The 15,798-nt window shown below is 67.9% G+C and carries 8 protein-coding genes; 1 reads left to right on the forward strand and 7 read right to left on the reverse strand.

Features of this window, described 5'->3' with window-relative positions:
* Nucleotides 1–508: 508 nt before the first annotated feature.
* The 5 genes from Phou_RS08115 to Phou_RS08135 all read right to left on the reverse strand — a co-directional run bounded on the left by Phou_RS08115 (nt 509) and on the right by Phou_RS08135 (nt 6,161).
* Nucleotides 509–1,408 carry a site-specific integrase gene (locus Phou_RS08115; protein WP_246273380.1) on the reverse strand — a complete coding sequence of 300 codons (900 nt, stop codon included), beginning with the start codon at nt 1,406–1,408 and terminating at the stop codon, nt 509–511.
* A 192-nt stretch (nt 1,409–1,600) separates the two neighbouring features.
* Nucleotides 1,601–2,113 carry a GNAT family N-acetyltransferase gene (locus Phou_RS08120; RefSeq protein ID WP_246273381.1) on the reverse strand — a complete coding sequence of 171 codons (513 nt, stop codon included), beginning with the start codon at nt 2,111–2,113 and terminating at the stop codon, nt 1,601–1,603.
* A 139-nt stretch (nt 2,114–2,252) separates the two neighbouring features.
* Nucleotides 2,253–3,161, reverse strand: a complete 909-nt coding sequence (istB, locus tag Phou_RS08125; protein WP_308784425.1) for an IS21-like element helper ATPase IstB — start codon at nt 3,159–3,161, stop codon at nt 2,253–2,255.
* 461 nt (nt 3,162–3,622) lie between these two features.
* Entirely contained in the window at nt 3,623–5,425 is a 1,803-nt protein-coding gene (locus Phou_RS08130; RefSeq protein WP_173054962.1) for a sensor histidine kinase, read from the reverse strand.
* 49 nt (nt 5,426–5,474) lie between these two features.
* Nucleotides 5,475–6,161: a response regulator gene (locus Phou_RS08135; protein ID WP_173054964.1), complete on the reverse strand. Its 687-nt coding sequence runs from the start codon at nt 6,159–6,161 to the stop codon at nt 5,475–5,477.
* A 214-nt stretch (nt 6,162–6,375) separates the two neighbouring features.
* On the opposite strand from Phou_RS08135, the gene Phou_RS08140 reads away from it, so the two are divergent.
* Nucleotides 6,376–9,843 carry a zinc metalloprotease gene (locus Phou_RS08140; RefSeq protein WP_173054966.1) on the forward strand — a complete coding sequence of 1,156 codons (3,468 nt, stop codon included), beginning with the start codon at nt 6,376–6,378 and terminating at the stop codon, nt 9,841–9,843.
* Between the two features lie 225 nt (nt 9,844–10,068).
* Here Phou_RS08140 and Phou_RS50985 read toward each other — a convergent pair whose 3' ends face one another.
* Nucleotides 10,069–11,217, reverse strand: a complete 1,149-nt coding sequence (locus Phou_RS50985) for a hypothetical protein (protein WP_218578861.1) — start codon at nt 11,215–11,217, stop codon at nt 10,069–10,071.
* A gap of 295 nt (nt 11,218–11,512) precedes the next feature.
* On the reverse strand, nt 11,513–15,133 hold the full coding sequence (locus Phou_RS08150) for a DUF4365 domain-containing protein (RefSeq protein ID WP_173054968.1): 3,621 nt from the start codon (nt 15,131–15,133) through the stop codon (nt 11,513–11,515).
* Between the last annotated feature and the right edge of the window lie 665 nt (nt 15,134–15,798).

Genomic DNA, 15,798 nt, shown 5'->3' on the forward strand with positions numbered 1-15,798 from the left:
TCGACTGCTACGGCGCTCTCGGCGGTCCGCGCGCCGTCCCTATGTGTGAGGGCTGCGGGTGGAGGCCGGTTCGCACCTGCCGCTTGGCGCCATCACCGCTGATCTACTCGCGTGCCGCGATGCTCTGAAGGCAACTGCGAGGTGTCCCTCGTCCCAGATGGGAGCACTGCCGAGAGGCTGCAGGGGTGGTGCTGGCCAAAGCCTGGTGCCTGGGACCCCAGGGCATACGCCGAATGGGGTTCAATCGCAGGCCACGTCGCTGACTCCTTTACTCGGCCGATTCATAATCGTCGCGACCTGGGCAAACGTGCGTGAGCATGCCCGCTGGACCACCGGACTACTGGGGGTCAAGGGCTGCAGACGGGAGCTGATCACGGGTGCGCGGCGGCTTGCGGGCCGATCCGTCCGCGCAGCAGCGGCGGAGTCCCCGCCTTAGCGGCCTGGGCCTGGGGAGCACCGCGATCTGGTGTGCGAAGCGCCCCAGCCGCACGGTGGCTGGGGCGCTGGTTCAGCAACGTGTCGCCTGCTCATCGGCGAGGGGATGTGGTTCGCCGGACAGGGCCGTCAGGGCGGCGGCGACCTCCTGAATCGTGGCCCGGACGTAGGTGGTGGTGGTCCCGGCGTCGGTGCCGCTGTCGTTGTGACCGGCGTAGGCGCGGGCGACGGCGTAGCCGAAACTGCGTTCGACCCAGGTGAGCGTGGTGTGCCGTAGCCAGTGGGTGCTGATCTGTTGAGCTGCCACCCAGGGCAGATGCCGTCCCAGGCGGGCCCATAGGTGGTCGTAGCGGCGGTAGGTTATCGGCCGTCCGCTGCGGTAGCGCAGCAGCTGCTCCCCCGGTGGCGCATGCCGTTGTTCGGCGTGTCCGATGAGGTGCGCCATCAACGTCGGCGAAACGGGCTGCCAGCGGACGGTGCCGCCTTTTTCCCGCAACATGATCAGGCACTGCTGCGGGTCAAGGTCGGCCGGCCGCAGCGCGAGCGCGCCGCCGAGACGGCAGGCCGTCTCGGTGTGCAGCCGCAACAGCAGGCTGTCCAGCACCGGATCGTCGCCGGTGCCAGCCGCGACCGCGTTGATCTCCGCAAGCCGGGTATCGGCCACGGCCTGGCGGGTGCTGGGCAGCCGCCGCGGCTTGGCCACCTTCCGGGCCGGGTTGTCCGCCTCGGCCACGTGTCCGTCCTTGACCGCGTGGTTGTAGAGGCAGCGCAGCGCAGCGATCAGATGCTCGGCGGCGCTGCGGCCACCACGGCCGTTGCGCCGCACGACCACACCTCGCTTGACCTGCTCGGCGAGCCGTTCGATCTGCGACGGGGTCGGCTCGTCCAACCGCCGCCCGCCCCACTGCTGTGCGATCCGGGTCCAGTAGCTGCCATACACCCGGCGGGTGCCGTCGCTGACCGCGGCGGACACCACCGGATGTAGTCACCGAACGTCGGCGTCACCGACTCCGGTCGTGTCGGCGTACGGGTTGAAGTGCACAGGCGCGTACGGATAAACGTGCGCAGGGCTGCGTACGGGGGCTTCACCTGGCTGGCGGCGGTGATGACGTTGTGTGAGGCCGACACCGGTCTGGTACCAGTGACCGGCTAGCGGTCGCTGTCGCTACCGAAGTCGGCGGGTCATCATGAGTGCGAGATCGTCATCCACTTTCACTGGGGCGCCGGGCTGGACGGTGATCCCGCGATAAGCCACGCCGCGCCCGTCTGGTAGGTAGCCGCGGCGTAGGTACATGAGGTGGGCGGCTGCGTAGTCGGCATTGAGGCCGACGCCGATTCCTGCGGTGTCGCTCCTGGAGACGGTGAGGTCCTCGGCTGCGTCCATGAGCGTCGAAGCGATCCGTCTGCGGCGGAACTGTGGAAGCACGTTCAGGTCCACGACCTCGGGGATGCCGGCAGCGCGGAACGGTGTGTAGTCGCTGCTCCAGCGCACGGTCAGGTAGCCGGCGAAGCGTCCTTCGAACAATGAGACGAGCACGGCGCGTGTCTTGGCGGTCTGGTCATCGAGGTAACGCCGGTACTGGTCGACAGTCTTTCCTGGCCAACCGAGCGCACTGAACGCCTGCGCGATCGGGACGGGATCGGCTGCGGTCAGCGGGCGGATCTCTATCCGAGGCACCATCTCATGGTCGAGGACTTGGAGGACGGGCGCGACCGTATTCGACCTCGACCCTTCGGGGTGAGTTACCGGCGGTGGTCGCCGATGGCGTAGCGGCTCCAGGTGGCGCCGGTTGTCTGCGGCTTCCGGGCAGGTCGGGTCATGCGACGTTGGCGCCGGCGGTGCTGGCGTTGCCGTCGATGGCGGTGAGGCGGTTCTTGAGCCGGTAGCTGGGGCCGTTGATCGCGATGACGTCGCAGTGGTGCAGGAGCCGGTCGAGGATCGCGGTGGCCAGGACCTCGTCGCCGAAGACCTGTCCCCACTCACCGAAGCTCTTGTTCGACGTTAATAGCGTTGAGCCTTTCTCGTATCGTTTCGAGATCACCTGGAAGACCAGGTTCGCCTCGGCGCGTTCCAGGGGCTGGTAGCCCACCTCATCAATCACGAGAACGCTGGGCCGTAGGTAGGTGTGCAGCTTGCGGGTCAGGCGGCCGATCGCGTCGGCCGCGGACAGCTGACGGACCATGTCGTCCAGGGTGGTGAAGTAGACGGTGAACCCGGCCCGGCAGGCTGCGACCGCCAACGACACGGCGATGTGGGTCTTGCCGACGCCGGGTGGGCCGAGCAGGGCGAGGTTGGCCTTGGCCTGCACGAAGGCGAGGGTGGCTAGGTCGCGGACCTTGCGTGGGTCCAGGTCGGGTTGGAAGGCGAAGTCGTACTCGTCCAGGGTTTTGTGGTGCGGCAGCTTGGATAGCCGCAGCCCGGCGCGGAAACGGCGCTCGTCGCGGACGGCGAGTTCCTCCTCCAGGACCAGACCAGGCCGCAGCCAGACGAGCGCTGCGTGAGGCAGACACGCGCAGCACCGAGCAGATAGCCGACGAGGTTGGGCAGCTGTACCAGCGCTTTCTCGACGCCTGGTGGTACGGCTCCGCTGAGCAGACACGACATGCCGCGCAAGCGTTCGCGCGGGCCATGGAGCATCCGTCCGCTGACCGGCTCTACGTGCACGCCGCGGCCGTCCAGGTCGGCGACTACGTCCGCCTGGTGGGTTTCGACCCCTTCGGTGCACGGGACGCGGCTACCGGTGTGGTCGAAGACGTGACCTACACCGAGCGGGTCGTCGACCCCTACGGATTCGGCGAACCTGACAGCCACTACGGCTTCGCGTTTACGGTCAATCCAGTGGTCCGCGCCGACCGCGTTGCGGACGCGGAAGAGATCTGGGTTCGCGAGACCGGCTCACCGGAGGTGCTGCGGCTACCCCGGCCGGTCGACCGGGGGCGGCAACCATGGCTGGACGAACCCAACGAGCCGGCACCGGAGCGCGGACCGGCGTCGGTGGCTGGCCTGAGTTTCGGTACGGACGCTGGCGCGGCCGCAGACCAGTCCGACGCCGTGCCGCAGACCGGCGAGCGGCGACGCAACGGGCGGCCGCCGGGGACGATAACACCACGGCGCCGACGGGCCGGCCAAGGCGCCCGCTCGAGCGCACGCGGGCCGAACCACAAACCGACGCGCGGCGACTCGGCCTTAAGACGTTCGCTCCTTGAAGTGCGCGAATACGTTCGGTCGGATTTCGGGTCTGTGCAGGGGCAGGCTGGCGGTTACGGTGCTGCCGCCGTTTGGCCCGTCCGCAGCTGTGAAGGTTCCGCCAAGCCCAGCGACTCGGTCTTGGAGGTGCTGGAGTCCGCCGGCCGGTTCGACTCGGGCCCCTCCGGTCCCGTTGTCGCGTATCTGGACGTAAGCCTGGCCGTTCCCTTCGCGGACACAGACCGCGACGGCCGTTGCCCGGGAATGCTTGACGGCGTTGGTTAGGCACTCCGCCACTGTGAAGTACACGGTCGCCTCCACTGCCGGGTCCCATTCGTGGTCGGCGACGTTCAGAGTCATCGGTAACGGGCTGGTATCGCGCAGTTCCTCGAGGGCGGCTGCCAGCCCGTTGTTGGCGAGCGTCGCGGGGTACAGGCCGCGGGTGAGTCGGCGCAACTCGGCGATTGCGGCGGAGAGCCGGTCGTGGGCGCGTCGCAGGCTGGCGCCGGCGGCATCGGTGTCGTGTTGCTCTAACAGGTGGTGCTCGGCGTCGTCGATGAGGGTCAGGACGGAGAAGAGCATCTGCTGTGCCCCGTCGTGGAGGTCTTGTTCGATCCGGCGCCGTTCGCCGAGGGCGGTGGTCACCAGCCGTTGCCGGGAGGATGCGATCTCCTCGGCCTGCTGCAACGCGAGCGTCTGCAGCCGTAGTGCCTCGAACGCCGCGCCGACCATGGCGAGGATCGCCTCGATCTCGACTGTGGACCGGCGCCAGACCTCGTCGCAGCGCAGCACCGCGACTGTGCGGCCTTGCCAGCGAATCGGCCAGTCGACCCGCCCGACCTGGGGCGGTGGGATACCCGGCCCGTCGGTGGGATATAGCCGGAGTCCGGGGTCGTGCAGCGCGTAACGCAGTGCCGTTTCCAGGCCAAACATTCCGGCGGCTGCCGGTGCATCACCGACTCCGCCTGGCGAGGCCGGAAGGTTCGGATCGGGGGCGGGCAGCAGCCGGCGCATCATCTGCCAGCCCAGGCGCTGCCGGAGCACAGGGATCGCCAGCAATCCGAGCTGGACGAGGTTGAGTGTCGCCGCGGTCAGCGCGAGCCGGGCTTCGCGCGGCAGCGGGCTCCATGACGACACGGTGACCACGAACCCGCAGACGGCGGCCACGACGACGAACGCCCACGTCGGCAGGGTGACGCTGCGGTGGGCCTGGCGGGATTGCAGCCACCGGATCAGCACGATGGCGAACATCGCGGCGATCATGATGGCGAGGGTGGCGGTGCCCAGCGCCTCGGCACTGGTGCCGGAGCGATCGGCCCGCTCGTCCCACCACGGTCGGCGCGGGACGAGGTCGCCGTCGAGAACCAGACGCCCGATCTGGGTGCCGATCGCTCCCAGGTATGCGGTGACGATCAGTGCCCAGGCGGTGCGGTGGCCGAGGAACGGACGCGCCCACACCAACGCGAGGTGGCCGAGGAGGGCGACCCAGACGTAGGAGGTCGCGAACACCAGCGGAAACAGCATCGGTACGTGCAACGGAGCCAGCACACTGACGTAGTAGGTGAGCCCGACGAGCATGACGAGCCGACCACGGGTGCGCGCCGGTGCGTCCCGGGTCATGGTTGCACCCAGCAGCGCCACCAGCAGACCCCATGTCGACAGCGGCGCGGTGACCCACCACGGTTTGGTGGAACCGGGCCACGACAACGCCACACCGGCGACGGCGAGCGCCACGACAACCGGCGTCATCCACGAGCGTGACGCGTCGATGCGGAAACCCAAACGTCCTGTACGGCGTCTCACGCGGCTCACCCCCCGCATCAGTGTGTAACAGCCGCTGCGGGTGCTTCGGTCATCGTCCGGGCGGGCCTGCGTCGTGCCGGAGAAACGCGAGGACCGCAAGGACGCGGACGTTGAACTGCGGGCGCTCCAGCTCGGTCAGCGACGGTAGTCCGAGTTTGTCGGTGATCGACGACAGATGGCGTTCGACGGCGCCGACCGTCAAGTTCAGCGCCTGGGCGATGCCGAGGTTGGACCGGCCCTCGGCAACTCGCTCCAGGACGCGGCGCTCCTGCGGGGTCAGCCGGTCAAGGGGGTCGCGTCCACGCTTTCGTGAGAGGAGCTGATCGATGAGCCAGGGGTCGATCACCACCTCGCCGGCGGCGACCCGGGTGGCCGCCTCGATGAGGTAGGACAGCCGGCCGGCACGCTCCTTCATGAGATAGCCGACAGCGCGTGACTGTTCCTCCAGCGACAGCAGCCGTTCGGCAATGGCCGGGGTGCCGTCCTGGGCCAGCAGCAGAATTCCGACGGCCGGGTAGCGTTGCCGCACCGCAGAGGCGATCTGCAGGCCCTCGTCGGAGTATCCGGGCGGCAGTCGGATGTCGGCCAGCACCACATCCGGCACTGTCCGGTCGACCGCCGCCAGTGCGCCGCCCAGATCCTGAGCCTGGCCGACCACCTCTACGCCCCGCCCTTGGAGGGCCTCGCTCAGGGTGTCGAGGAACAATCCGTTGTCCTCGACGATCACGATCCGCACCGGGGACCCTCCGCCGATCTTGACAGGCCGTGCCGCCAGGCTAGCCGCGCCGTCGGCTCGGCGGACTCGGGTTTTCCGCCCAAATCTGCGCGGGTCTCCGACCGGACGGCGGTCGGGATACCTCATGGATACCCAGCGTTACCCCGTCGATCCTGTGAGGTGCGAACACGCCCCTCGGCCCGGGTGGGCGGTCTGACTTGCGAAGGAGCAGCAGATGGTGCCATCCGTAGATCCGTGCCCGCCGCAGGCGACCAGGCTCAGAGCGCGTCCGAGCATCGCCGCGGCGACCGTCGCGCTGCTTGTCGCGATGCTGGTCCCGTTTCTCACCACCGCACCGGCCCAAGCCGATGATCATGTGATTTGCCGGATCAGGATGGTTGTGACGACCGGCTCCGATGGCATTCGAGACGAGTCGGAGATCTACGTGCGACTCGGCGGCGAAACTTTGTACGACGGGCAGTCGTTCCTCTTCGAGGACACCGGACAGCCGTTCCACACCGGCGGCACCGGCGACCGCCGTGACACCACCTTCGTCTGGTTCGCCCGCGCCACGCCCTGCGTCCCGGATTCAGCGCTGGTCCGCGGCTTCGAGATCCAGCACCGCAGCACCTCCGGCGGCTCAGTTGCTGCGGACAACTGGACCATGCAAGGTCTTACGATCAGCGATGTCGCCGACAACGCCGGACCGGATGATCCAGGCCGCGTACTCTACGACCGGCCACCCGCCACCGGCCCGATCTACCGGTTCAAGGCGAACACCGGCGCGGTTTGGAACACCACCGGGCGCGATGACGGCGTCGCCTGCCGGGTCCGGGTGATGCTGACCACCGGCGCCGACGGCATCCGCGACGACACCGGAGTGGAGATCACGCTCGGCGGACAGAAGCTCATCTTCGACAACGCCGACGGCGACGACGACCTCGACCCATATACCTACGTCGACTCCAACGGCGACGAACACGACGATCTGCCGAACGGTGTCCGCACCCACCGCGGCGGGACCGGAGACCGCCCATACGACACCCTGACCTGGAACGCCCGGCTGTCCCCCTGCGCGCCGTACCCACTGCTACGCATCGGCGTGCGCGTCGAGCACGTTCCCGACGGATTCCCCAGCCCGAACGACGACTGGGAACTGGCCGGGCTGCGGATCGTCGACCTGGACACCAACGAAACCTACATCGATCGACCGATCTCCTTTGATCCTCCGCTGATGACATTCCACAACGACACCGACACCGTCTTCACAACTGGCGCCACCTGGCCGTTGACGGCGCCGGCCGACGCGGCCGTGGACACTGATCAAGACGGGCTCACCGACCGAGTGGAGCTGCACGGCATCCCCAAGGGTGACGGCACCTTCGACACCTGGCTGCCCGACCACGGTGCCGACCCGTGCCGCCGGACCGTGGCGGTGGACCTCGACTGGCTCGCCGAGAAGTCCCAGCCCGGTGAGCCGCCCGCGCCTTCCGACCGGCCCCTCCTGACTGCGCTCAACGAGACCAAAGACACCTTCACCCGCGCCCCGATTCAGGCCCCCGCGAGCTGCCCGTACGGGTGGCGTCCCAGCAGCGGGGTCCAGTTGATGATCGACATCATGAACGGCGCGATCAAGGTCTCTTCCGCGGAACGGGAGCAGCCGCTCGCGGGTGACCTGGGCCGACGGGACCTGCAGGCCTGCGCGTCCGGCGCGAGCTCCCCACAGTTCTGCGTCCAGCGCGAGGCGCACTTCCCCGCCTGGCGCGAGGGCTTCTTCCACTACAGCCTGTGGGGCAAACGGTTCCACGCCGGCAGCACCACAAGCGGCCATTGCTGCTACGGGCCGCACGGCACCGACTTCATGGTGACCCTCGGCGCCTGGCCCCCCAGAAGCCCAGCCGTTTCGAGCCGTATCCAGGCCGGCACCTTCGTGCACGAGCTCGGCCACGCGCTCGATCTGCAACACGGTGGCGAGGACTCGGCCAACTTCAAGCCGAACTACGCCTCGGTGATGAACTACCGGTACCAGACGGTCGGTGTCACAGACTTCAGCGCCGCGACGGCCGCACTCGGCCGCCTGCCGACCGAAACGGACTTCGACGACCGAGAGTCCCTGCTCGTCGCTTCCGGCCGGGTCGACTACTCCCGGCGGGAGCTGCGCCCGCTCAACCCGAAGGTGCTGCTTGAGTCGGCCGGCGTGGAGGCGGCCGAGGACTACGCGGTCACCTGGTGGGACCCGGACTTCGTCTTACGCGCCGGCAACGGCCTGCGCGGGATCGACTGGGACAACAGCCAGAACGGCACCGCGAACCCGGACAACGGCACCGCCAACGTCAACATCATGAGCGGATTCGAAGTGTGCGCCGAACCACCCGAAGGCTCCTCTACCTTGGCCACAACCGTCCACAAGGACGACAGACTGGTCCGAAACAAGATCATTGCATTCGACGGCAAATGTGACAGTCTTCGCAAGGCCCCGGACGTCGGCGTCGACCAGGGCTTCGACTTTCCGACCACGTTCGGCTACCGCAACGGCGTTCTCGGGCACGATGACTGGCAGACATTGCGGTACCGCCTAGACGGCCAACCGGGCACCGGCGAGCCGGGCATGACCGAACCCGAGCACAACCAGCAGGTCACCGACCTGTTCGACGCGATCGCCGGGCATCCTGCCCCACCCTCGATCGGCCCGCGGTGGGCCTACGCGTACGTCACCGCGGCCACCACCGCCGAGGCGCCAATCGGGGTGACGACCGCGCTGCACCCGGGCTGGAACTGGAGCACCGGAGGCGGACAGGCGACCGTCGTCCACACCGACACCGGCGAATACCAGGTCCGACTGCCAGGCATAGCCGCCGCGAGCGGGGTCGCCCACGTCACCGCCTACCGCACCGTCTACCGGGGACGCACCTGCGCCGTCACCAGCTACCGCCCCGACGGACTAGACGAACTCCTCGGCGTGCGCTGCGTCGACGAGGCCGGCAACCCGATCGACTGGTGGTTCACAGCCATGTTCACCTCCCCCACCATCGGCACCCATCCGTACGCCACCGTGCGGTACGACGGTGCCGGGAACGCCGACCCCGCCGTCAACAACGGCACCTTCAACTCGGCGGGGCAGCCCAACCAGGTCCTGCACGACGGCGTCGGCCAGTACCGGGTGCGGCTGAACGGAGCGGCGTTCGCCGCCGGAACCGGGCACGTGCAGATCACGCCGTACGGCGGGAGCGTCGCGGCCCGCTGCGCGGCCGAGCACCTGACAACGCTCCCTACGGCGGTAGAAATCGCGGTGACCTGCCGCACGATCGACGGCCACGCCCACCAGGACAGTGGATGGCTCTTGTCCTACACCGATGGCGTCGGCCTACACGGCGACGAAACCGTCCCGGCCGCCTACACCCAGATCCTCGGCGACCCGGCCGCCCCCACCATCGACGCAACCCACTCGTGGAGCACGACCGGCGCAACCCCGACCGTGACCCGCCTAGGAACCGGCTGGTACCGACTGACCTGGGCCAACGGCGGCAAACTAGGCGGCAACGTTCACATCACAGCAACCGGTTCCAGCGGCGGATACTGCCACCTCGGCGTGATCAACGACTATGCCGCGCAGCCACAACTGTCCATCGACGTTTACTGCCACACCCCCTCGGGCCAGCGGGGCGACAACACCTTCGGCGTCGCCTACATCCGTCGCCCCTGACCCTCACCTGCAACATCACGACCGGCACCGGCTGCCCACCCGTGGGCGGCCGGTGCCATACCAAGCAGGACCGGCCTCCCCGCGGCGAAGTCGCGAGCTGCGCTGAACTCGGCTGGGCGGTCAGCAGACCCTCTGCATACCCGGACAGGAACCCTCGCCGGCACGTAGGCGGCCTGTCCACTGAACGGGCCGAATAAGTGGCTTCGTTCGTCACCGTGTCGCCTGTCAGATCGTGGCGCTCACGGCTACGGGCATGAGGCCCCAATCCCGCACGGACCTGCCGCCGACAAAGCGCCACTCGTCCTCACACTTGAAGCAATCGATTCGCACGTCGTGCTCCCGGAAGCCCGGTACGTTGTCATGCTCCTCGATGATCGCCCCGTCACCGCAGGGACACCGGTACTCGTAGCGCTCCACGGTCCCCGAATTAGCGCCCCAGCCCCCATGATCGTGGTCGCCTCCACCAATCGACTCGGTACGAAGGGGCGCTGCCGACGGCACGGTCCTCATCCACTCCGCGATGGCGCTGACGACAGCGTCGTACGCCTCGGGCGAGTGCGAAACCACGTGGAAGATCGCCAGCAGATCATCGGGGGTACGGGCGATGCGGTGGTCGCTGTCTCGCACACCCACGACGTAGTCACCCGCAAGATCGCCGACGACGTCGTTCCGGCCAGCCTGCAGGACCAGCCAGTCGTGAAACGGAGCTGACAGGGCCACCGGAGCAGGCCGGACCCAGGCACGTGTGATGCGCTCACCTGCCGCCGCCCGCGCGAGCACGGTCTGCAGGTATTCATATCCGGCGGGGCGGTGATGGTCGGCCTTCGGCCGAGTCTGCCCCGAGCCGGTCATCCGGCGCACGTAGTCGTGCTCGCGCTCCGGCACACCGATCAAGAGATTCGGCCCGGAGCCGCCCGGGTCGACAATTGGGAGTCCCAGCGCTGCCGCCGCCCAGATCAGGCGGCCGTTGGACACGTAGGAGCAGTGCCAGCCGAGGAAATATTCTGCGGTGTGCTTCAAGGAGTAGGTGTCTACCTCCGGCCTCTCCGAGTCCGGCATCGGCGTGAACATCCGGAGCATGTCCGTAATGAGCGCGAGTTTGATGAAGTCGGTCTCACGATCGAAGCGCCACGCCGCTTCCGAGCGGAAGCCGTTCTCGCCGAGGCGAGGGGAACCACCGCGCGCGCCGACCACCTCGTGATCAGCGAGTGTGGCGATCAGGTGCCGGGCGCTGACAGGCTCGCCGAGAAGTCCCTGGGCCAGAGGGGAGTCCATCTGGCGCAGCGCGGCGGTGTACTTCGTACCCGTGAAGTCTGCCCACGCACGCGCATCCTGCTGGAGCTCGCGATTGCGGGTGTGGTTGTCGGAGGTCATCTCAACTCTGCTCCGGACTGTGCCACCCACGCCTGCCAGCCCTGTGCCATGAGAGAGATCTCGACCGACAGGTACTGCGCATCTCTGGATCGGCCCCCGTTGTCCTCGGCGTCGTCGTCGCGTGGGGACTCAGACTCGGAGAAAGGCAGTCCAGACCGCCCACACGAAGCCTAACAGCAGACGCCCATCTTCGCCGTGGCCCATCTCGCACAGCACCATGGCCCGACTCCTGACAACCACGAGGCGCACTCACCGACCCGAGGGCGGCGCAGCGCCGTGATGGCAGGGTCGCGGCCTACTGCCAGGTTTCCGCGTCGATCGCGATCTCTGGAAGCAGAGTAGCGACCTCGGCGGGCGGATCCTTGACGCCGCGTTCACGCAGGGCCTCGATGAGGGCGTGGAAGACGGCGCGCGGTGCGGGAACGACTCCGTCGGTCGTTGCCGCCCTGAGATGACCGAGGTAGCCGTGCGGTACCGGAATGCCGCTTTCGTGAAGAGCATCCAGTGCGGCAACGACGACCTGCTGGTACCGCTGCGTGCGTTGCCCGTCCGGGCAGTCCTGCAAGGCACCTTGTAGTGCGTACTTGGAGACGAGGATGAGATTGTCCGCGGACACCTGGGCGGCCACCAGCGCTACAGAACGCCACGCGTGAACACTTTGGGTGTTGAAGCGTCTCCACCACTGGCTGCGGCTGATGTTCAGTAGGCCAGCGCCGCTCCAGGTACCGTCGGGCTCCAGGAACGCCAGGTCGTGGCCCTGCAACGGGAGGTCAACTACGTTTTCCGCTCCGAGCTGACGGATCATCTGGATCGCCTGGTCCGTCGAAATTCCAGCTGCGGATATCAGGTCGGTGGTGCCGAAGGCGGGGACGTTGTTGGCGCGCGCGGTCTGGCGCAGGGCGACGTCGTCGGCGTACAGGGCGATGCCGAGCCGGTGGGCGAGGCCGACGGCGTCCAGGGCTGGCCCGCGGCTGGGTTCGACGTCGTGGTGTGTCAAGCGGGTGGTGATCCGTTCGAGGTCGACGGCGTGGGCGCGCAGGGTCGCCCGCCGGTCGTCGGGGATGGCTTCGCGGCGAAGTTGTCCGTTCTGGATCCCGAAGGTGAGTTCGGCGGCGGTGGTGGCCCAGACGCTGTCGCGGGTGCGGATGGCATCGTCGGCGGCGCTGCCCGGCGTGTGCAGTCGCGCGAAGCGTGTCCGCAACAGCTCGCCCTCACGGCCGAGCAGTTGCTGCAGGTACACCGCGGACTGGTCGAGGACGACCTCGCCCTTCGTCAAGGCTTCGCGGGCCGCTGCCACCCCGGCAGCAACGATGGCCGGTTCGGGGTCGGTGGCGACGGTCATGCCGGCGGTGCGCAACAGCAACATCTTGCCGTATGGGCTGCGCGCCAGCGACGCCAAGGCGGCGAGGGGTTCACGGCCCTGCTGGACCTGGCGGCGGAGAGCTTCCAACCGTTCGTAACCGATCTGTCCGAGTTGCTCGGCCACGACGTTCTCGGCGACCACGTCGGGATCCGCGCCGGCGTGCACGGTCGCGGACAACGTGTCGATGCGGTCCTGCAAGGGCTGCGGCCACTCAGGGACGCAGTCTCGTCGACGGCGGCTCTGCTCGCGGCGCAGCAGCATGGTAAGGCCCTCGGCCAGGGCCGGTACGTCGAGGAACCGTTCGGCGAGGTCTGTCGCGATGTCCGCGTCCCGGTCGGTGAGGTCGACGCCCAGATGCAACTGCGCCCAGAGCCGCGCCCGTTGTTCAGTGTCCGGGACAGGGCAGTGCTGTATGAGTGCGGTTCGCGCGGCCGGGACGTCACGTACGAAATGCAGTGTCTGCACCAGGCTCCAGGCCAGGTAGTCGTCGCGGCGTTCCTGCAGACCGGCTCGGCATACGCGGATCGCCCGGTCCCAGTTGCGGCACTCGCGAAGATGGTGGACAAGGCGGCGACGGAGCCGGGCCCGGGCTTCGCCCGAGAGTCTGGGGTCTGCGAGGAGGTCGGTGACTAGGGATGGCGTGCCGTCATCGGCCGAGTCCCATGCGGCCTCGGGCAGGACATCGACGAGCGCGATGTCCTGCCACCGGTCCAACTGCTGCCGCCACTCCTGGGCGGCCGCGGTCCCACCGTGATGCCGCTCGATCAACATGATCAGCCGAACCGCCGCGGCGACGCGGTGCTGCGCCATGGCACGCACGATCGGCAACGCCCCCGCAGGGTCCCCGGTCGCGGCACGCGCGACGGCCTCGGCCAGGTTGTACGTCCACTCCGGGGTGATCGATCGGGCACGGAGGTCTTCGGCCTCCGCGATCGGCCAGACGCCGAGGTCGGCCAGGCGCATGACACACGAGGCGCGGCTTCGATCGTCATCGGCGGCGCGGAGCGCTTCCAGCCATGCTTGCTGCCTCTGCGCGAGATCGCCACCCTGAACCTCGAGGCGCTGCGCATCCAGCTGGGCGAGATACGGGTCACCCTCCAGGGTCTGCCGGAACACCGCCAGCGCATCAGCACGGCCGGACATGAGAGCAGCTGTTGCGCCGCGTCGGGCGATCTCGGGCGCTGCAGCCTCCCGGTCCGATGCCGCTCCGCCTGCGGCGGCTGGTAGCGCGAGCTCGACCACCGTGGCGACATCGCCGTCCAGCAGTTCCAGGTCTAGGAGCTCCCCAAGTGCGCTCTCGCTCGGGCCAGCCCATCGGCGGAACTCCTCCAACGCCGTCCGGGCGTGCTGGCGCGCCTCCCTGCTGTCGGGGCCACCGAAGCCGGAGTGCTCCTGAATCCGACGTCGCAGCATCTCTGCCAGCCGCAGCCGCATGGCGGGATCACACCCGCCTGGCCTGTCGACGACGCGCCGAATGAAGTCGACTGCACCGTCGACGTCGCCGCCGCGAAGCCGATGCTCGGCCAACGCGTTCAGCACGGTGGGCTCGGCGTCGATATCCGTGTCCGACGCATGCAGGATCGACAGGGGCAACTCGACCTGCTGTGCTACATCAGCGGGAACGGTGAGAGCGGCAAGGCCGACGTCGGCGAGCAGGACGGCTCCCTCCGCCTTCGCCTCCTCCAACCACGCCCGCGCCTCATCCCGCCGTCCGGCACCGATCAGCACAAGCCCGCCAAGCGCCCGTCGGCGGGGAGCCCGGGTGCCACCGGCCTGCACCGACATGTCGAACGCCTCGACGGCGACGTCGTTCTCGCCGTGAGCGTTTGCGTATGCGGCGGTCGCCGCCCACAGCTCGGCACTCACACGGCTTCCGACCAGCCAACTCGGCATCGCCGCCAACACCTGTCGAGCCGTGAAGCACGGCTGCGCGCGTCCCTCCGCCAGGAGTTGCGCAAGCCGGGCGGTCCCCATCCGATCGTCCGCCTCCACCGCCTGCAACACCCGCGCTGTTGACCACGGCAGGACTTGGAGCGACTGGTCATAGACGGCGAGCGCCGCTGGCCCCAGCCGGCGGGCGATGTCCTCGAGGGCCGGCTTCGCCGAGACGTCCAGCACGTTGGACGACGGCACGATGACGGTGAAACCTTTGCCGGACCCATCGCTGGTGATCTTCGCGGTGGTGTGGTCGACGACCTGCCAATACAGCTTCTCGGTCGCGGGATCGTGCAGGATCACAATCACGGGCAGGCTATGGCCGAGCCAGTAGTTGTAGTGCTTGAGGTTGCTCTCGTAGAACGTCCACCCGCCCGGCGCCACCTTGGAGAACCAGAACGGACCGCTCTTGATCTGGGCGCCGATGAGCTTGCCGGTCAGATGGTCATCATCCGAAACGACTTCCAGGTGCCCGTCAATCCCGTAATCAGCGATCGACTGCTCCCGGAAGATCCACTTCAGGCGCTTCGTGACCACATGATCTATTTCGACTACGCCCTCGCGCTCGACCTGGTGAGTGTCAGCACGGGTCGGCAGCTCGGTCGGCTCGACGGTCACAGATGAATTCTCGTGTCACGATCCGCTACCGCACGTGCACGTGACGCGCGTGTCGCAGATTGGACACAGCCCCCGCGATCGCGGCCGGCAGGTCGTTCGCATCGAGGTCGTCGACAACGCAGGCGACCACCCAGACAACAGTGGGCATCGACGACCCGGCTCGCCCAAACACGGCGGTTGCAGAGCGGAGGTCCTCTTGCGCGGTCGAGCCGGCTGCCACCCGGATGGGGCCGCCAGGCGTCCACGACCGGCAGGAAACCGGGTCCCGCTCCGCGGCGAATCCGAAGGCAATCTGATGCCGCCTCGTTGCCGCTCCGGCCAGACCTACGACTTACGACCTCGCGCAAGATCGAAGACCAGACGGCTCGGAGGTGCGCCGATCAGCACAGACCGGTCCGGACGCTTCCGAAACAGTGGATCACTTTTCGGACACAGTAGGTCCACAGTGGATAAACGAAGAAAGACGGTTGATCTACGTTTCTGCACTTCAACCGCCTCTTGACCCTGGGCACTCAAAGGGACTCGAACCCTAACCTTCTGATCCGTAGTACAGGATGCCCAGCAGTCCTGGTCGCAGCCTTGATCGGGCCGAGCGGGTGCTACTCAATTACGCATCGTTTGACCTGTTTGTCGTCCACATTGGATGGTTTCTGACCGCGTCAATC

It is taken from the genome of Phytohabitans houttuyneae, assembly GCF_011764425.1.
In the GTDB taxonomy this organism is placed as follows: domain Bacteria; phylum Actinomycetota; class Actinomycetes; order Mycobacteriales; family Micromonosporaceae; genus Phytohabitans; species Phytohabitans houttuyneae.